Raw genomic sequence first — 17,433 nt, 5'->3', positions numbered from 1 at the left:
CCTTGCGTCAGTTAAATATCAGAGATCCCAAAGCCAGGAGTTTACGACTACCTGGTCAATTTCATGGGCTGGATTAAGGGCCAAAAGCACGTTGGCTCTGGCCGGCATCTCCTCAAGCATCCAGCGCGTTAGTCGTTCATAGTGGCTAATGAAGCGCACCAACTCCGTTGACGACATAACCTTAGACACGGCTAAATCCGACTCGCTCAGAGTTTGTCGCAATTTCTCTTCCTGAAGAGATCGCCATTCGTACACCTGCTGAAATGAAGGCGCCTGCAGCATCACCAGCAAGTCCAGCTGCGCGAAAAGTGCCTGATAATCTTCCAGTCGTTGGTTGACGTAGGTCCGCCATCGGCCATCCGGGTCTTCGCGCTCTTCCAGCTCATTACAAGGCCGCACTAATGCGGACTCTGCCTGAGGTCGCGCTCCGACACACCACCCTTCAAAAAGAATCAAATCAGGGCGGCCGGTAAAGGTAGGCCAAATCGATTCCGGCTTTTGATCATCCTTTGCCTTATCAAAGCTCGGCAACCGTGTTACCTGCGTCGACTCGGCGGCGCGCAATTGCGCGAGCAGCTCCCTGCCCATGACCACATCGTGAGTACCGGGTACGCCGCGCGTAGCCAGTAACGGATGGACCGCTTCCGCCAACGCTTGCCGCTCCTCGTGACGCAGATAGAGATCGTCAATGGAAAACTGGCAAACCTTCCAACCTTGAGCACTCAGTGCACGCGCTAGAATATAGGCGCCCGTGGATTTACCCGTGCCCTGAGCGCCGTTTATGCCCATGACTAGCGGCTCCGTAAGTCCGTTGCGCAAGTGGCGGGCAATAAGCTCTGCTAACGGCCAATAGGCTCGCCACAAATGGCGGGCGACCGGTTCCGGAAGCGCCAAATCGTTGATCAGAGTGTGGGCGCGATCACCCGTGGCCTCCGCATGCAGCCCTACTCGGGTCATGAGTTCTGGGGGCCATGGATTCCGCTCAGTCAGTTGGGCGTCGCTCACAAATTCTCCCGTTCCGTCATCCAGTTTTGGTTTCTACTAAGGTTAGCAGGATTCGGGCCAACGTGAATGGCGCCCCATGACTCGAAGGAAGGGAATCATTTAGCGCCTGGTGAAACTGGAATTGATGACCCTGGAATTTTCCTCCCAATCTGCGTATCGTCTTTGGCCAATGGACATTCGTTGGGAGCCCCTATGGACACATTTCTGCTCTCTCGCATTCAGTTCGCCGCCAATATCAGTTTCCACATACTGTTTCCCGCAATCACCATTGCGCTTGCGTGGTTTTTGCTGTTTTTTAAAATTCAATACAACCGCACAGGCGATGAAGTCTGGATGCGGGCCTACCGCTTCTGGATCAAAATATTTGCCTTGAGTTTCGCCCTAGGAGTGGTCAGTGGTGTCACCATGTCGTTCCAGTTTGGTACCAACTGGCCCGGTTACATGGATACCATTGGAAACATTGCCGGCCCCTTGTTGGGTTACGAAGTCCTAACGGCCTTTTTCATGGAAGCCACCTTTTTAGGCATCATGCTGTTTGGCATCAACCGAGTATCGAACCGGGTACACACACTAGCAACCTTTTTGGTCGCTGTGGGCACCAGTCTCTCCGCATTTTGGATTCTCGCACTCAACTCTTGGATGCACACGCCTACCGGTTTTGAAATGCGCGACGGCGTCGCGTTTCCCGTCAGTTGGTGGGAAATCATTTTCAACCCCTCTATGCCCTACCGGCTCATGCACATGCTGCTAGCGTCAGGGTTAACGGCAGCCTTTCTCATAGCGGGTTTGTCCGCATACCGAATTCTCAAGGGGGATCACAAACCCGCACCTCGGTTGACACTCCGCGCCGGCGTGTTCGCGGCTGCGGTGTTGATTCCTTTGCAAATCGTAATGGGTGACTTGCATGGCCTCAACACCTTTAAACACCAACCCGCAAAAGTGGCGGCCATGGAGGGGCTTTGGGACACCCGCGAAGGTGCTCCGCTGGTGTTGTTTGCTCTCCCAGACGAAACAGAGCGGCGCAACCGGTTCGCCATTGAAATCCCCAATGCCGCGAGTTTCATCCTTACCCATGATTGGTTCGGCGAAGTTCAAGGTCTGAATGATTTCGAAGACGAGCACCCACCGGTTGCACCGGTTTTTTGGGCGTTTCGAATCATGGTCTTTACCGGTTTGCTGATGTTGGCGATATCCTGGACGTGCACGTGGAAGCTGTGGCACAAAAAAGACTTAAGCCCGCGCATGCTGAAAATCTTGGTGGCCATGAGCTTCTCGGGTTGGGTGGGAACATTGGCCGGCTGGTATGTTACGGAGATTGGCCGCCAACCCTATTTGGTGACTGGCTTACTGAGAACCCGATCGGCCGTTACGGACATTGAACCCGGTAATGTGGCCACATCCCTAACCATTTACCTGACGATTTATGTGCTGTTGCTGTTCGCCTATATGCGCACTCTATTTCTTATGGCACGAAAGGCCGTGGAGGTGGACCGGATAGATGAGGGGCAAACTCTGCAGCAACGCATTAACCCTGTTACTCAGCGCGAGAGGTAAAACCATGCTCACGGGCGAAGCATACTGGTTACCGGTCATATTCATGGGCTTGATGGGATTGTCGTTTCTGGTCTACGCCACACTGGATGGTTATGACCTGGGTGTAGGCATCCTTCTGCCCGGGAACTCAGAGAAACAGCGTGACATTATGATCGCCTCCATCGGGCCGTTCTGGGACGCCAATGAAACCTGGCTGGTGCTCGGCGTCGGCATTATTCTCATCGCTTTCCCCGCGGCCCACAACATCATTCTGTTCCAACTGTATCTGCCGGTCACACTCATGCTGGCCGGTTTGATATTGCGCGGTGTCGCGTTTGATTTTCGCGCCAAAGCCCACATTGATCACAAGACGTTGTGGGATTGGGCGTTTAAAGGTGGGTCACTGCTCGCCACACTTTCCCAAGGCTATATGCTCGGTTTGTTTGTAATGGGCTTTGCCCAAGAAACTGTAGCCTATGTTTTTGCCGGCCTGAGTGCCATCTGCGTTACGGCAGGCTACTGTTTTATGGGCTCGTCCTGGCTGGTTTTGAAAACCGAGGGCGAGCTGCAGGCCAGGGCTGCCTATTGGGCGCGCCGCAGTGCCTGGCTGACGGCCATTGGCCTTATCGCCGTGTCCATTGTCAACCCGCTCATAAGTGATGTGGTATACGAACGTTGGCTGGGTGATGGGCTGGCGCTCTTCCTGCTAGTGCTGCCCGCTTTATGTGCGGTCTTGTTTTTGATCACGGATCGATATTTGGCTAAGTATCCCTTCGAAAAAGATTTCGGATGCTGGATTCCATTCGCCTCTGCCGTGGGCATTTTTGTACTCTCTTTCTCCGCGCTCGCCTACAGCTTTTACCCCTATGTCGTACCGGATCAATTGACCATTTGGGAAGCCGCCAGCGCGCCCGAATCCCTGCGCTTTATTCTTGTCGGGGTCATCATTGTGCTCCCTGCCATTTTGGGATACACCTTCTTCGCCTACCGGGTTTTTTGGGGTAAAGCGACCGAACTGGAGTATTACTAATCTGGATTCCGTTGTAAGCCCTTAGCAGATTCCTAACCCGACCCGTTTGGCAAAAATGCCGATGGTGCACTTTTGCTACTGGACTTATTCACAACCCCCCTTGTATGCTACGTTCAATGCAACCCGCCGCCTTCCTATGGTGGTGTGGTTAGCGCAAACTGTGACGCAGTTGACATTTTAGCTACAGCTCATTGATCGCTGCTATGCGCCTTCGCTGAGCGAAGGATCGGTACCCAATTATGGAAGTAACGGGAGTCCACCATGAAAGCCAAAGTCATTTCTATTGTTAGCGCTCTTTCCTATGCCTTGCTGTTAGCCCTGCAACCCGCGGTCGGTCAGGAGCCTCAATACTCTCAAGCGGGTATTCAATACTTTAACCAGCGGCTCGATGACTTGCGTTGCCGGCAGGATGGTTTGGCGATAGACGGCAGCCTAGATCTGGACGGAGACTGGTTTGCCGTTGCCTCCTTTGCCGATGCCAGCGGCGACCGCGCCTGCGGCTCCACGGCCATCTCTGCCGGCGGCGGCTATCGAACAGCGTTTGATGATACGTTCGATATGTACGGCACCTTAAGTTTCGAAACCGTTTCTCCCGACGTGGGCGGCAGCGATTCCGGACTGATCATAGTGGGTGGTATGCGTGGGTTTATCGCTCAGGATATTGAAGGAAAACTGGAGCTGGCTCACCATACGGTCTTCACGGGTTCAACCACCATTACCGCTGGCGGTGCCTTTTGGTTTAACCGGCAGTTTGCTGCGACCACCGATCTGACATTAAGCTCTAACGGCACGACTTTTGCGATAGGCGCGCGGATGAACTTTTAAGTTCGAATCTTCTGCTGAGCTGCCCGGAAAGGATGCCCTGCGCTTTTGAGACCCTCGGAGGCAGGAGCCGACACGGAGCGACATGGACGACTCGCAGGGAAGCGAGGAGTGTCCCGAAGCGCCGGGAGCGCGTAGGGGCCGTATTCACAGCGTGTCTCCAAAGCGCAGGGCATCCTTTCCTCCACCTTCAACAACAGCGTCTCCCTATGCGCTCTGAATGACCAGCCATACACTATAAAAACAATAACTGCCGCTAGGCGGCTGACCACCTAAAGCAGGACATACCCATGCAAGATACCAACGACCTGAAGTTAATGCTGGACTCCAGAATCCCCTTGATTGTGATTGAGACGCACGAAGAAAAGAAAGCCGTCGACATGTTGCTTAGAGTGGCCCGGGAAAAAGATCGGGAGTTGCATCGTTGGTCCATCACTGATGGTTTGCGCCCCATGAGCTTCGGCTTAGAATTGCAGCCCAAGTCTTCGCAGCTCACCGAGCCGGAAGAAGTCCTGCAACACATCAAGTCTCAAGACCGGCCGGGCTTGTACCTGTTGTGCGATCTTCACCCGTTTCTCGCTGAGCAGCCCAAGATAGTGCGACTGATCAAGGACATTGCCCTGAATCATCTTTCCGTGCCCCATGTAATTATTTTACTCAGTCATCGGTTGCAGTTGCCTCCAGAAATTTCCCGTTACGGAGCCTCGTTTCGCCTCTCCCTACCCAGTGATGAGCGCATCATGGCGATCATTCGGGAGGAGGCCCGACACTGGTCCAAGGAAAATAACAACGCACGTTTGAAAACCGACAATGCCACATTGCGCAAGCTGGTCGTCAATCTGCAAGGGCTTAGCGCCAGCGATGTACGTCGGCTGGTTCGCCAGGCCATTTGGAACGACGGCGCCATTACCCAAGCCGATATACCGGCCGTCAACAAAGCGAAGTTCGCCCTGATGGATATGGAGGGCGCCATGAGTTTTGAGTACGAAACCGCTGACTTCTCTCAGGTAGCGGGCCTGGAAAACCTGAAGCGCTGGTTACTCGCACGTAAGGATGCGTTTACCGGCAACGGCAGTGACTTGGAGTCGCCCAAAGGCATTATGCTGCTGGGTATTCAGGGGGGAGGAAAAAGCCTGGCCGCCAAGGCGGTAGCTGGCGCTTGGGGTTTACCGTTATTGCGTCTGGACGTCGGTGCGCTCTACAACAAGTACCACGGCGAAACCGAACGCAACCTGCGCGAAGCGTTAGACATGGCCGATGCCATGTCGCCCTGCGTACTCTGGCTGGATGAAATTGAAAAAGCCATGTCTCAGGGCAGTAGCGATGGCGGCACTTCGCGGCGGTTGTTGGGCACTTTGCTCACCTGGATGGCGGAACGCAAAAGCCAGGTTTTTTTGGCGGCCACCAGTAACGACATCAGTAAGCTTCCGCCTGAGCTGATTCGAAAAGGCCGCATGGATGAGATCTTTTTTGTGGATTTGCCGGATGAGAAAGTACGCCAAGCGATCTTCAGTATTCACTTGAGCAAACGGGACCTGGATCCGTCTCAGTTCGATCTGGAACAGCTGGCCGCAGCCAGTGACGGTTTCTCTGGTGCTGAAATTGAGCAAGCCATTGTTGCCGCACGCTATTGCGCGCGCAGCGAATCGGAAGTTTTGAATACAGAGCATGTATTGCGGGAATTGTCCGACACCAGTCCGCTGTCAGTCATTATGTCTGAAGAGATCCATAAACTCCGCCACTGGGCGGCGGAGCGGACTATACCGGCATAATGGATTTATAAGCTTCCGGGTAAAAAGATTAGTTGCTTTGTGGGCGTCGACGGGGTTTGTGGCGCACGTACAGGGTGCGAACGACCTGAGCGACTAATTGGTCGTCTTCATCCAGTATGTCGATGGTGAACTCGGGTAAATACTTCTCACCATTGTCTGTGTGGCGACGAATGCGCTCGAGGATCTCTTCATTGAGCCGAAATTCCGCCCGCACTACGCCGCGCCCCGGCGCCTTGAAATCAATATGGGCGCTGCGATCCCAGACATAATATTCCCGGCCGAGGTTGTACATGAGCATTAACATGTACCAGGGGTCGGTCATGGAAAACAGGCTGCCACCGAACTGGGTGCCCACGTAGTTGCGGTTGTACCAACGCAACTTTAGGGCTATGTCGATCTCGCGAAAGTCCTTGCTAATGCGGGTCGCTTTAATGCCGGCAAAAAACAACGGCGGCCAAAAATTTACCAGCCGCCGCACCATATTTTTACGCATAGTGAACGCCTTGCCTTGAAAGGTTGGCCGAAAGTATTCTTCAACGGCGCTTTAAATCAGAACCAGATTATCCCGATGAATCAATTCATCATCGTCTTTGTAACCCAATAGGCCGAGAATATCCGCACTGGGCCGGCCTTTAATCCGGGCTGCTTCATCGGCACTATAGTTTACCAAGCCGCGGGCAACCTCTCGGCCTTCCGCATCCACGCACACTACCATATCACCGCGCGTAAACTGTCCCAAGACCGACTTCACTCCCACGGGCAGCAAGCTGCGTCCGCGTTCGCGCAAGACCTGGACCGCACCAGCATCCAACACCAAAGTGCCGCGAGTTTGTAGTTGCCCTGAGATCCAGCGTTTGCGAGCGGCTTGAGGTTGTTGACTGGCGCATAACAAAGTCCCCACTACCTCACCGGCAGCGGCTCGCTCCAGTGCACGCTCCAAGCGTCCACCGAGAATGAGCGTGTCCGCACCAGAGCGCGCCGCAACGCGGGCCGCGCGCACTTTGGTGATCATCCCGCCACGCCCCAAAGCGCCGCCACCGCCAGCCATTTGCTCCAGGCGCGGGTCATCGGCAGCGACTTCGTTCAACAGTTGTGCGTCTGAGTGGGCACGGGGATCGCGATCATACATACCGTCCTGATCGGTAAGAATAACCAGCAAGTCCGCCTCGATCAGGTTCGCCACAAGCGCGCCCAACGTATCGTTGTCCCCAAAGCGGATTTCATCGGTCACCACGGTGTCATTCTCATTAACCACCGGTACCACACCCAAATCCAACAATGTGCGCAGCGTTGAGCGGGCGTTGAGGTAACGCTGACGGGACGATAAATCGTCGTGGTCGAGCAGCACTTGCGCGGTCTGCAAACCGTAACCCTGAAAAGCGGCTTCATAGGTTTGCACCAGGCCCATCTGACCCACGGCAGCGGCGGCCTGCAACTGGTGTACGGCAGTGGGTCTTTGGCTCCAGCCAAGGCGAGTCATACCGGCAGCGACAGCGCCGGAGGACACCAGCACCAAATCAATGCCCTGCTTGCGCAGCGAGGCCATCTGCGCCACCCAGCCCTCTATAGCCGTGGCATCAAGCCCCTTACCGTCGTTAGTCAGTAACGCGCTGCCGATTTTTACCACCCAGCGTTTAGCCTGGGGAATCTGTAGTCGTTTTGTTGTCATGGTCAGCAAATGATTGAAAAGATAGAGTCCAGAACTTGCATCCTGGTTAACGCACGTACTCCACATCTACATCGAAGTCGTCATCGTCGAAATCATCGTCATCCGAACCGTTCTTGCGTTCCGCACGACGCCGCTCCCTGAGCGCATCGGTGCGCTCGCGCACTTCCAGAGCCAATTGACGCTGGAACTCCTGCTCACGCTCTTGCGCTTCAGGGTCCTCTTCCTCGGCCCAGATGTCCTCCAGATGCGTCATGATCTTACCGCACAAGGGCGCGGTACCGGTTTTGTTCAATGCTGAAATCTGAAACACCGGCCACTGCCAATCCAGCGCCTCGACCAAAGCCTGGCAACGCTGTTCAACTTCATCCGCAGGCAGCAAGTCCACTTTATTCAGCAGCAGCCAGCGCTCACGCTGGGCCAGCGCCGGGCTAAAGTTATTCAGCTCGCGGGTAATCGTGCGCGCGTGTTCCACCGGGTCTGAACCGTCCGGTGGGGCCATATCGACAATGTGCAGCAACAACCGGCAACGGGTCAGGTGTTTGAGAAAGCGTATCCCCAAACCAGCACCTTCAGCGGCACCTTCAATCAGACCGGGGATGTCCGCCACCACAAAACTGCGGTGCTGCTGGACCTTGACCACGCCGAGATTGGGCACCAGAGTCGTAAACGGATAATCGGCAACCCGGGGCTTGGCAGAGCTCACAGAGCGAATAAAGCTCGACTTACCCGCGTTGGGCATACCCAGCAGACCCACGTCTGCCAGCACTTTCATTTCCAGCTTGAGGTTACGCACCTCGCCTTCACTGCCGGGAGAGGTACGCCGAGGCGCCCGGTTGGTGCTGGACTTAAAGCGAGCATTACCCAGGCCGTGGAAACCGCCTTGGGCCACCTTGAGAGTTTGCCCCGCTTCGGTCAGGTCACCCAGCACTTCTTCTGTGTCGGTATCAATAATGGTGGTGCCCACGGGTACCTGTAGAATCAGGTCTTCGCCTTTGCGACCGGTGCAATCTTTGCCTCGACCATTCTCCCCGGACTGTGCCCGGTAGCGGGGCTGGTAGCGGAAATCCACCAGGGTATTCAAATTTTCGTCGGCCTGCAGGTAAACGCTACCCCCATCGCCACCGTCCCCGCCGTCGGGGCCGCCTTTGGCGATGTACTTTTCGCGCCGAAAGCTCAGACAGCCATTGCCGCCCTTGCCCGCTTCGACATGAATGGGTGCTTCATCAACAAATTTCACAATTCTCTCCCGGTCACCAGGACTTCAAATCCGGCGCAACCCACGAACCAATATCAGCAAACGCTCATACTACCAGTTGCCCATACAAAAAAAGCCCTATCGACTCGTCGACAGGGCTTTTCCGTTGGCTAAAGCCCGCGCCGCGGCGGGCTTCGGCGGTCTCTTAGGCCGTCACAACGCTGACGAACTTACGACCTTTGTCACCTTTGGTCTCAAACTTCACCTGGCCGTTAGCCTTGGCAAACAGGGTGTGGTCTTTGCCAATACCCACGTTTACGCCGGGGTGAAATTGAGTGCCGCGCTGACGTACGATAATGCCACCAGCGGGGATCGCCTGGCCACCGTACACCTTGACGCCAAGGCGTTTACTTTCGGAATCGCGCCCGTTGCGCGTACTACCACCAGCTTTCTTGTGAGCCATTGTCTAAACTCCTCTTAACCTTTGATACCAGTGATTTTCACTTCGGTGAACCACTGACGATGGCCTTGGCGACGCATGGAGTGCTTACGGCGACGGAATTTGATGATTTTCACCTTATCTCCGCGACCGTGGCTGATCACCTCGGCAGTAACTTTAGCGCCATCCACAACCGGTGCGCCTACTTTTACCTTGTCGCCATCGGCAACCAGGTAAACTTTGTCGAATTCAACGGATTCCCCGGTAGCGAGCTCGATTTTCTCCAGCTTTAGGGTTTCGCCTTCCACGACGCGGTGCTGCTTGCCACCACTTTCAAAAATTGCGTACATAGTTGCTCCAAATACACACTTGGACGACACGAAGCAGCTTTCGGCAGGAGCCAACGTGCTTTAGAAGGGCTTGCGTCGTATAGTTCAGTTTTTCAGGGGCCGCGATTGTAAGACAAGCAGCCGGGCCTGGCAAGCAAATACTGGCTTCCGAAGCCATTAAAAGGGTAAAAAACCCCCGGCCGCCATCACTGCTGTGGCTTCGTAAGCAAACCTCCGGGCCGCACAGGGTGATTGTTCAGCAAACGTCGTGAACCCCTCCCTGGGGACTGCCTCAAAAGGTCCCTCTTTTGAGGCTTGCTGAACACTCACCCTGCACGTCCCTGGTAACCCCAAACTACCGAGTTCTTTTCCGTAAGCAGCCCCATAGCAGAAGTTCTGGGGCGTAAGAATGCCTTAGCTGAGGCTGCAAAGGTGGTTCGCAGGAGGCATTTCGAAACTCTCAAAAGAGGGATCTTTTGGGAGAGTCCCCAGGGAAGGGTTTACGGCGTTTTCGAAATGCCTCCTGCGAAGCGCCTGGGACTAACCTTACGAAGCAAATAACCCTGTACCTTCGGCTTTTCGAGTCTCTAGCAGTAAAGACCGTGCAAATTGTGGCACTGCACTTATTTTACTCAAATTATTCCAGACAGCAGTGCGGCCCTCATCCCGCAGCAGGCTTCGCTTTCTCCCTCCCTAGGCTCTATAATTGCCGCTTTTCCTTTCCCTACCCGATACAGGCCGTTTTACACAATGGAAGACCAATACCACCCCGCGCAAGTCGAATCTCAGGCCCAAGCCCACTGGGATGAACACCAGAGCTTTAAAGCGCGCGAGGAGCCCGGCAGAGAAAAATTCTATTGCCTCGCCATGTTCCCCTACCCCAGCGGCAAGCTGCACATGGGGCATGTACGCAATTACACCATTTCCGATGTGATCGCCCGCTATCAGCGCATGCTGGGCAAGAATGTCCTGCATCCCATGGGTTGGGACGCCTTCGGCCTACCCGCCGAGAATGCCGCCATCAAGAACAAGACCGCGCCTGCCAAGTGGACATACGCCAACAGCGACCATATGCGTGACCAGCTCAAGCAGCTGGGTTTCGGTTTTGATTGGTCTCGAGAGCTGGCCACTTGCAAGCCCGATTACTACAAATGGGAGCAATGGTTTTTCACTCGCCTTTATGAAAAAGGCCTGGTGTACAAAAAAATGTCCGCGGTGAACTGGGACCCTGTGGACCAGACCGTACTGGCCAATGAGCAGGTCATCGACGGCCGCGGTTGGCGCTCCGGCGCCCTGGTGGAACGTAAAGAGATCCCCCAGTGGTTTATCAAGATCACCGATTATGCAGAAGAGCTGCTCGCCGACCTGGACAAACTGCCCCACTGGCCGGAGCAGGTTAAAACCATGCAGCGCAACTGGATCGGCAAAAGCCGCGGGGTGGAAATCCGCTTCGACTTGGTCGAGCCGGTAGCCGGACACAACAGCCTGGACGTCTACACCACTCGCCCCGACACCCTGATGGGCATCACCTATTTGAGCCTGGCCGCCGAACATCCTATCGCCACAGAGCTCGCCAAGGACAACCCCACGCTTGCCTCCTTTATAAAGGAGTGCAAAGTCCAGTCCGTGGCTGAGGCGGACATGGCCAACATGGAGAAAAAAGGCCTGGATACCGGCATCCAGGTGAAGCACCCCATTACGGGTGAACCGCTGCCGCTGTGGGTAGGCAACTACGTGCTTATGGATTACGGCTCGGGCGCGGTCATGGCGGTACCCGCCCACGACCAGCGGGATTACGAATTTGCCCATAAGTACGACCTGCCAATCAAACAGGTGATTGCGCCCGCTGATGGCTCGCCCTGCGACATCAGTACAGAGGCATTTACGGACAAAGGCATTCTGGTCAACTCCGGCGAGTACGACGGCCTGGACTTTGACGGTGCTTTTGAAGTGATTTCCCTGGCTCTGAAGGCCGCCAATCAGGGCCAGGTGAAAACCAATTACCGCCTGCGAGATTGGGGCGTGTCCCGCCAGCGCTATTGGGGTGCCCCCATTCCCATGTACAACCTGCCGGAAGGGGGCGAGATCCCTGTGCCGGCCCATAAACTGCCTATCCTGTTGCCCGAAGACGTAGTGATGGACGGCGTCCAGTCACCCATAAAATCCGATCCCGACTGGCGTAAAGACGAGCTGGACGGCCAGGCGGTGGAGCGGGAGACCGACACCTTTGACACCTTTATGGAGTCCTCCTGGTATTACGCCCGTTACACCTGCCCCAACTACGACCAGAGCATGCTGGACCCGGACGCCGCCAACTACTGGTTGCCGGTAGACCAGTATGTGGGCGGGATTGAACACGCCATTTTGCACTTGCTCTACGCGCGTTTTTTCCACAAATTGATGCGCGACGAGGGCTTGGTAAACAGCGACGAACCCTTCGATCGCCTGCTCTGTCAGGGCATGGTGCTCAAAGACGGCGTCAAAATGAGCAAATCCAAGGGCAACACCGTAGACCCGGAGCAGCTCATCGAGCAGTACGGCGCGGATACCGTGCGCTTGTTCTCCATGTTCGCAGCACCGCCCGAACAGAGCATGGAATGGAGTGATTCAGGTGTTGAGGGAGCAAACCGCTTCCTGCGCCGTCTGTGGAAGACGGTCCACGGCCATATTCAGGCCGGCGAACCTGGGGGGCTGAACCCAGACCAGCTGGACGACGCCCAGAAAGGGCTGCGCCTTAAAGTCCATGAAACCATTGCCAAAGTGAGTGATGACTACGGCCGCCGCCAGACTTTCAACACTGCCATCGCGGCCGTTATGGAACTGCTCAACGACATCAGCAAAGTGGCTGATCGGTCCACCCCGGAAACCCTGGCCGTAGAACGCGAGGCACTGGAAACCTGCGTATTGCTGCTGACGCCCATTGTCCCGCACATTACCCAGACACTGTGGCAAGCCCTGGGCCATGGTGAGATTCCCCTCAACGGCCCCTGGCCCCAAGTGGACGAAACTGCTCTGGTACGCTCCAGCATTGAAGTGGTACTGCAAGTCAACGGCAAGGTGCGGGACAAGGTTCAAGCACCCGTGGATGCGCCCCGAGAAGCGATGGAAAAGCTGGCCCTGGCGCAACCCAATGTGCAGCGCTTCCTGGACGGCGTCACAGTGCGCAAGGTCATCGTGGTGCCGAATAAATTGGTCAACATTGTCGCCAACTAGTCCCAAGGGACACCTAGCGGTTAAGCGCACAAGAGGCTGTTAAATGAAACACCTGTGTATTTTTGTGTTGGTACTGCTGACCACCGCCTGCGGTTGGCATCTGCGCGGCACCGTGACCCTGCCCAGCACGATTGAGCGGCTGTACTTAAGCGCGGACGACCCCTACAGCCCCATGGTGGCTGAACTGCAACAGCGCCTGATCGCCAGCGGGGTAGAGCTGGCGCCGGCGCAAGTGGGTGCACCCTACACTCTGGCCATCACGGAGCAGTTGCAGGACTCAAGGGTGGCCGGGGTCGGGGTGGATTCCCTAGCCAGCTCTTATGAAGTCACCCTCGAGGTGCGCTATGACATTCTTGGCCTACTCGGAGAGCCCATCGCAGAAGATCTGTCGAGTATTGTGACCCGCTCCTATGAATCCGATGTGGTGGCTGCTGGTGCCGGCGCCCGAGAGGAGGCCATGCTACTGCGTGAAATGCGGGCCGAGCTGGCTCAGCAGATTTTGCGCCGACTGCAAGCCGAGATTAATGCCGCCGAAGCGGCCCAACCCACGGCTACGGACTGATCCATGGCCAGGCTGCGCCCCGAACAACTGGCCCCCGCCCTGAGCAAAGGCCTGGCCCCCATCTACTTGGTCAGTGGCGACGAGCCGCTGCTGGTTCAGGAGGCTTGCGACGCTATTCGCCAGGCTGTCCGCCAAGCTGGCTTTAAAGACCGGGAGCTGTATCACGCGGACGCCGGCTTTGACTGGACGCAGGTACTCAGCGCCGCGAACAGCCTGTCACTGTTCGCGGAGCAAAAGCTATTGGAGGTCCGCCTGCCCACTGGCAAACCCGGCGACAAAGGCAGTAAGGTTTTGCAGGAATACGCTAAGGCTCCCTCTCCCGACAACATCTTGCTGCTGGTCGCCGGAAAACTGGACAGGAGCGCCCTGAACACCAAGTGGGCCAAGGCTCTAGAGCAAGTGGGTACTCACATTCAAGTCTGGCCCCTGCCCCCGGCGCAACTACCCCGTTGGATCGGCCAACGCCTACAAGCCGCAGGTCTCAAGGCAGAAAGTAGCGCCATCGACCTACTGGCCTCACGCGTGGAGGGCAACTTGCTGGCCGCCTCCCAGGAAATCGAAAAGCTGAAACTTTTAGCGCCAGACCAGAGCGTCAGCGCCGAGCTGATGGCTTCAGTGGTGGCCGACAGCGCGCGCTACAATGTGTTTGCGCTCACTGACAAAGCCCTGCGCGGCGACGCGCGCGGGGCCGTAAAAACTCTGCAGGGGCTACGGGGCGAGGGCACCGAACCCCTTGCGCTACTCTGGGCTCTGACGCGAGAAATTCGGCTATTGGTACAAATTGGTCAATCCGTAAGTCAAGGCGTGTCCTTTGAACGAGCCGCACAGCAGGCCCGCGTCAGGGAGCAGCAAAAGCCACTCCTCCAGTCCGCCCTACGACGCCTGAAGCCGGCCCAAGCACAACAGTTACTGCGCAAGGCCAATGGCATCGACAAAGCCATCAAGGGCATGCGCAATGCCAGCCCTTGGGACGAACTGCTGGATCTCACGCTAAACGTGGCTGGCGTGCGCAGCCTCCATCCCAGCAACGACCGGTTGAGTCTGAAGCTGGACCATTAAGTGTCACCTCATCGTAGGTCTAAGCCCATGATTTTCACTCGCACCCTATTGCTGTCTCTTATTATGGTCACTGCCCTGGCTGCCTGCAGTAGCCACAAACCTGCCTCCATTGATCCACAACCACGGCTGCAGGAATATGAGTGGATGTCCATTGAGCGTTGGCAATCCATGCATGCAGCCCATACGGACATTGCTAGGACAGAGGATGTTGAGCTGTTGCTGCTGGGAGATTCAATCACTGAGGGCTGGCCTGAAGCCTTATTGGAGGAATACTTGGGCGCCTACCGAATCGCCAACTTTGGCATTGGCGGTGACCGGACCGAAAACGTACTCTGGCGACTGGAAAATGGGGCTGTTGGGCAGCTACAGCCCCGGGCTGTGTCACTTTTGATTGGCGTCAACAATTTTGGGTTGGCGGATCACCCGGCCGAAGATGTCTACCTGGGTGTGAGCGCCTTGGTTGAAAAGCTTCTGGACGTATTTCCCACAGCGGACATACTGGTCCACACCATTTTTCCCTACCAAGAATCCCCCGAACATCCTGACCGGGCCCGGTTAGAACGTACCAACGCAATGATCCGCGGACTGGCCGATCGTGAGCGAGTACACCTTCTCGACATCGGCGCCCAGCTAGTTGACGATCAGGGCCATATCAGCCCAGACATCATGCCTGACTATCTACATCTTTCGGAGGCCGGCTACCGAATATGGGCAGAGCATCTTACCCCAGCGCTAGTGCCTTTACTCCACGAGCCACGTTGAGGCTCTCAAATACTTTTTTGGTATAAAAAAGCTGGCGCCTATTCCACTTTTCGTCTCTTAAAGACGGGGCCAGCCTCAGTTAACCCCCTCAAAAAATCGACTCTAGTTATGGTCAGCGGGAATACATCTGTGCTATGTTAAACGCCGTAGCGCGCGTCAGCAGTGCGCTACTCGCACTCTCAGCTGCCAAAATAGATCATCTGCGTCAGTGGGCCCTCGACTTCGACAAGGCGGTGCCTAAGGGGCAGCAGAATTCGGTCATGATTCGCTGAAAGATTACAATAAAATAGAGGGTTGAAAAATGTTACAAAAACTACTCATAGCCTTATTTGCCGTGTCCTTGCTGTCGGCTTGTAGTGGCAGCAGCTCCTCCTCATCGGAGACGGTCAGGGACTTGCCACCACCACCAGCAGTAGAAGATGAATGTGTACCGCCCGCTCCGGAAGTCGTCAATTACAATTTTGACTCCCAGGAAGCTGTGGACGAATGGTTCATGAACGGCGATGGACAAAATGTTGTCCTCGACTACGTGGACGCAGAAGGCGCCATGAGTATGACGCCAATCCACTGGGATACCGCTGAAGAGAACTGGCGCCGTCAAGCACGCGTAGCGCTTGTCGAAGACCCAGAAGAAGAAAGCGTAGACATGAGCGGCGTGACCGTCCGTGTAGATCTGTATGTTCCCGGTGAATACCTGGAAGACGACGGCTGGGGCATGCAGTTAATCATTCAGGGCGAAGGTTACGCCGATAACGGCTGGACTGGTTCGGCCGATCTTGAAGCGGGCGACAATACCATAACCTGGAACGTTGGCGCCGCCGCTGGAGCCACGCACTTTGGCATCCAAATCTCTAACATTCCCTCGAACCAGACCATGGAGCCGATCCTGGTCAAGCGCGTTCGCATGACTTTCCCTGTTGAGGATGACTGTCCGGATGACGAGCCCCAAGGCGAAACCAGATTCAGAGCGGCCATGGAAAGTGGATGGCGCATTGAAGGCGACGGTGAGTTTGAATACACCGAAGATGGCGTTCTGTGGTCACCTGCCGCTGCTGGTGAGCAACTCGTGTACGACGTCGAGGGTCAGATTAATTGGGCCGGCGCGACCTTGACTGTGTCCTTCTTTGTAGACCAAGACTTTATCGACAGTGGTGCCGCCCTTCAACCAATTGCGCAGCAAACCTATGGCAGCTGGGCATGGCATGACTGCTGGATAGATAGCAGCGATATATCAGCAGTTGAGGCGGGCGAAACGATTGTTTTCGAGTGTGGACCGCTCCCAGGTGGCTTCGATCTTACAGAGCACGCCCCAGGAGATGAAGAAGCCGCTGGAGTCAAGTTTGGTATGCAACCCAATGGCGGCAGTGGCGGTGGAACCGTTACAGTAACGCGTATGGTTGTTGACCTGGCTGATGGTGTTTACCTCCCTGAGCTGCCCACTTCTATTACTGCGAGCCTTGAAGAAGGCTGGCGTACCGAAGGAGAGGGTAACGCCTTCGAATACGTTGATGACGGCATTTTGTGGACGCCCGCTGCAGGTGGACAGCAAATGGTTTACGACGTTGAGGGAGTTCAGAACTACGCTGGCGCCACCTTGTCCATCAGGTTTTTTGTGGACCAAGCGTTCGTCGACAGTGGAGCTGCTCTACAGCCTATTGCACAGCTGACGTATAGTTCTTGGGCATGGCATGATTGCTGGATCGATGGCAGTGCGATAGCTGACGCCGGTGCTGGGGAAGTCATCTCGTTCGATTGCGGCCCGCTGCCCTCAGGCTTCGATATGAATGCGGTTGACCCGGATGAAGATCACGCTCCGGGCATCAAATTCGGTATGCAACCAAATGGCGCACCCGAAGGCACCGTGACTATTACTCGCCTCAGAGTCAACATGGCCGATGGCGTTTACGTACAACGTTAAGCTGGTCCATGCGGTTGGCGGTTAATCGCCGCCACTGCGCGGATCACATAAAAAAACCCGGCTATATGCCGGGTTTTTTTATGTCTACCTTTCCTACAAACTCCGGTGGGATCGAACACCAAGTC

15 protein-coding genes are annotated in these 17,433 nt (G+C 55.7%); 9 read left to right on the top strand and 6 right to left on the bottom strand.

What is annotated here, in order from left to right; all coding sequences use genetic code 11:
• Positions 1 to 18: 18 nt before the first annotated feature.
• Entirely contained in the window at positions 19 to 1,005 is a 987-nt protein-coding gene (locus RBH33_RS13405) for a phosphoribulokinase (protein WP_306732712.1), read from the bottom strand.
• Between the two features lie 192 nt (positions 1,006 to 1,197).
• Between RBH33_RS13405 and RBH33_RS13400 the strand changes: the two genes are divergently transcribed.
• From RBH33_RS13400 to RBH33_RS13385, 4 genes are all read left to right on the top strand, one after another.
• Positions 1,198 to 2,559 carry a cytochrome ubiquinol oxidase subunit I gene (locus RBH33_RS13400; RefSeq protein WP_306732711.1) on the top strand — a complete coding sequence of 454 codons (1,362 nt, stop codon included), beginning with the start codon at positions 1,198 to 1,200 and terminating at the stop codon, positions 2,557 to 2,559.
• Positions 2,560 to 2,563: 4 nt separating this feature from the next.
• The gene (gene cydB / locus RBH33_RS13395; RefSeq protein ID WP_306732745.1) at positions 2,564 to 3,568 is read left to right on the top strand and encodes a cytochrome d ubiquinol oxidase subunit II; all 1,005 of its coding nucleotides are present in this window, start codon (positions 2,564 to 2,566) and stop codon (positions 3,566 to 3,568) included.
• A gap of 261 nt (positions 3,569 to 3,829) precedes the next feature.
• Complete coding sequence (locus RBH33_RS13390; RefSeq protein WP_306732710.1) at positions 3,830 to 4,393, top strand: hypothetical protein; 564 nt, start codon at positions 3,830 to 3,832, stop codon at positions 4,391 to 4,393.
• A 287-nt stretch (positions 4,394 to 4,680) separates the two neighbouring features.
• The gene (locus RBH33_RS13385; protein WP_306732709.1) at positions 4,681 to 6,162 is read left to right on the top strand and encodes an AAA family ATPase; all 1,482 of its coding nucleotides are present in this window, start codon (positions 4,681 to 4,683) and stop codon (positions 6,160 to 6,162) included.
• Positions 6,163 to 6,190: 28 nt separating this feature from the next.
• Here RBH33_RS13385 and RBH33_RS13380 read toward each other — a convergent pair whose 3' ends face one another.
• The 5 genes from RBH33_RS13380 to rplU form a co-directional block, all read right to left on the bottom strand.
• Positions 6,191 to 6,655 carry a DUF4442 domain-containing protein gene (locus RBH33_RS13380; protein WP_306732708.1) on the bottom strand — a complete coding sequence of 155 codons (465 nt, stop codon included), beginning with the start codon at positions 6,653 to 6,655 and terminating at the stop codon, positions 6,191 to 6,193.
• 51 nt (positions 6,656 to 6,706) lie between these two features.
• Entirely contained in the window at positions 6,707 to 7,831 is a 1,125-nt protein-coding gene (gene proB / locus RBH33_RS13375; protein ID WP_306732707.1) for a glutamate 5-kinase, read from the bottom strand.
• Positions 7,832 to 7,877: 46 nt separating this feature from the next.
• Positions 7,878 to 9,068 (bottom strand): Obg family GTPase CgtA, encoded by a 1,191-nt coding sequence (cgtA, locus tag RBH33_RS13370; RefSeq protein ID WP_306732706.1) that lies wholly within the window; start codon positions 9,066 to 9,068, stop codon positions 7,878 to 7,880.
• Between the two features lie 163 nt (positions 9,069 to 9,231).
• On the bottom strand, positions 9,232 to 9,489 hold the full coding sequence (gene rpmA, locus RBH33_RS13365; RefSeq protein WP_306732705.1) for a 50S ribosomal protein L27: 258 nt from the start codon (positions 9,487 to 9,489) through the stop codon (positions 9,232 to 9,234).
• Between the two features lie 14 nt (positions 9,490 to 9,503).
• Positions 9,504 to 9,815, bottom strand: coding sequence for a 50S ribosomal protein L21 (rplU, locus tag RBH33_RS13360; protein WP_306732704.1), 312 nt, complete (start codon positions 9,813 to 9,815; stop codon positions 9,504 to 9,506).
• Between the two features lie 729 nt (positions 9,816 to 10,544).
• Here rplU and leuS point away from each other — a divergent pair.
• From leuS to RBH33_RS13335, 5 genes are all read left to right on the top strand, one after another.
• A complete protein-coding gene (gene leuS, locus RBH33_RS13355; protein WP_306732703.1) occupies positions 10,545 to 13,007 on the top strand; it encodes a leucine--tRNA ligase in 2,463 nt (820 codons plus the stop codon).
• A 43-nt stretch (positions 13,008 to 13,050) separates the two neighbouring features.
• Positions 13,051 to 13,569, top strand: coding sequence for an LPS-assembly lipoprotein LptE (locus RBH33_RS13350; RefSeq protein ID WP_306732702.1), 519 nt, complete (start codon positions 13,051 to 13,053; stop codon positions 13,567 to 13,569).
• A 3-nt stretch (positions 13,570 to 13,572) separates the two neighbouring features.
• Entirely contained in the window at positions 13,573 to 14,628 is a 1,056-nt protein-coding gene (gene holA, locus RBH33_RS13345; RefSeq protein ID WP_306732701.1) for a DNA polymerase III subunit delta, read from the top strand.
• 27 nt (positions 14,629 to 14,655) lie between these two features.
• A complete protein-coding gene (locus RBH33_RS13340; RefSeq protein ID WP_306732700.1) occupies positions 14,656 to 15,390 on the top strand; it encodes a GDSL-type esterase/lipase family protein in 735 nt (244 codons plus the stop codon).
• 301 nt (positions 15,391 to 15,691) lie between these two features.
• A complete protein-coding gene (locus tag RBH33_RS13335; RefSeq protein ID WP_306732699.1) occupies positions 15,692 to 17,308 on the top strand; it encodes a family 15 carbohydrate-binding domain-containing protein in 1,617 nt (538 codons plus the stop codon).
• The last annotated feature ends 125 nt before the right edge of the window (positions 17,309 to 17,433 follow it).

This window comes from Marinimicrobium hydrolyticum (genome assembly GCF_030848505.1).
GTDB lineage: Bacteria > Pseudomonadota > Gammaproteobacteria > Pseudomonadales > Cellvibrionaceae > JAVDDU01.
Note: the sequence above shows the minus strand (reverse complement) of the source record. Positions and strands in the feature narration are given on the sequence as shown.

What these genes read in the sequence shown, in the direction of transcription:
- proB (WP_306732707.1), bottom strand. Translation starts at nt 7,831, where the DNA reads ATGACAACAAAACGACTACAGATTCCCCAGGCTAAACGCTGGGTGGTA.
- RBH33_RS13350 (WP_306732702.1), top strand. Translation starts at nt 13,051, where the DNA reads ATGAAACACCTGTGTATTTTTGTGTTGGTACTGCTGACCACCGCCTGC.
- RBH33_RS13340 (WP_306732700.1), top strand. Translation starts at nt 14,656, where the DNA reads ATGATTTTCACTCGCACCCTATTGCTGTCTCTTATTATGGTCACTGCC.
- rplU (WP_306732704.1), bottom strand. Translation starts at nt 9,815, where the DNA reads ATGTACGCAATTTTTGAAAGTGGTGGCAAGCAGCACCGCGTCGTGGAA.
- RBH33_RS13380 (WP_306732708.1), bottom strand. Translation starts at nt 6,655, where the DNA reads ATGCGTAAAAATATGGTGCGGCGGCTGGTAAATTTTTGGCCGCCGTTG.
- holA (WP_306732701.1), top strand. Translation starts at nt 13,573, where the DNA reads ATGGCCAGGCTGCGCCCCGAACAACTGGCCCCCGCCCTGAGCAAAGGC.
- RBH33_RS13335 (WP_306732699.1), top strand. Translation starts at nt 15,692, where the DNA reads ATGTTACAAAAACTACTCATAGCCTTATTTGCCGTGTCCTTGCTGTCG.
- RBH33_RS13385 (WP_306732709.1), top strand. Translation starts at nt 4,681, where the DNA reads ATGCAAGATACCAACGACCTGAAGTTAATGCTGGACTCCAGAATCCCC.
- RBH33_RS13390 (WP_306732710.1), top strand. Translation starts at nt 3,830, where the DNA reads ATGAAAGCCAAAGTCATTTCTATTGTTAGCGCTCTTTCCTATGCCTTG.
- RBH33_RS13400 (WP_306732711.1), top strand. Translation starts at nt 1,198, where the DNA reads ATGGACACATTTCTGCTCTCTCGCATTCAGTTCGCCGCCAATATCAGT.
- leuS (WP_306732703.1), top strand. Translation starts at nt 10,545, where the DNA reads ATGGAAGACCAATACCACCCCGCGCAAGTCGAATCTCAGGCCCAAGCC.
- cydB (WP_306732745.1), top strand. Translation starts at nt 2,564, where the DNA reads ATGCTCACGGGCGAAGCATACTGGTTACCGGTCATATTCATGGGCTTG.
- rpmA (WP_306732705.1), bottom strand. Translation starts at nt 9,489, where the DNA reads ATGGCTCACAAGAAAGCTGGTGGTAGTACGCGCAACGGGCGCGATTCC.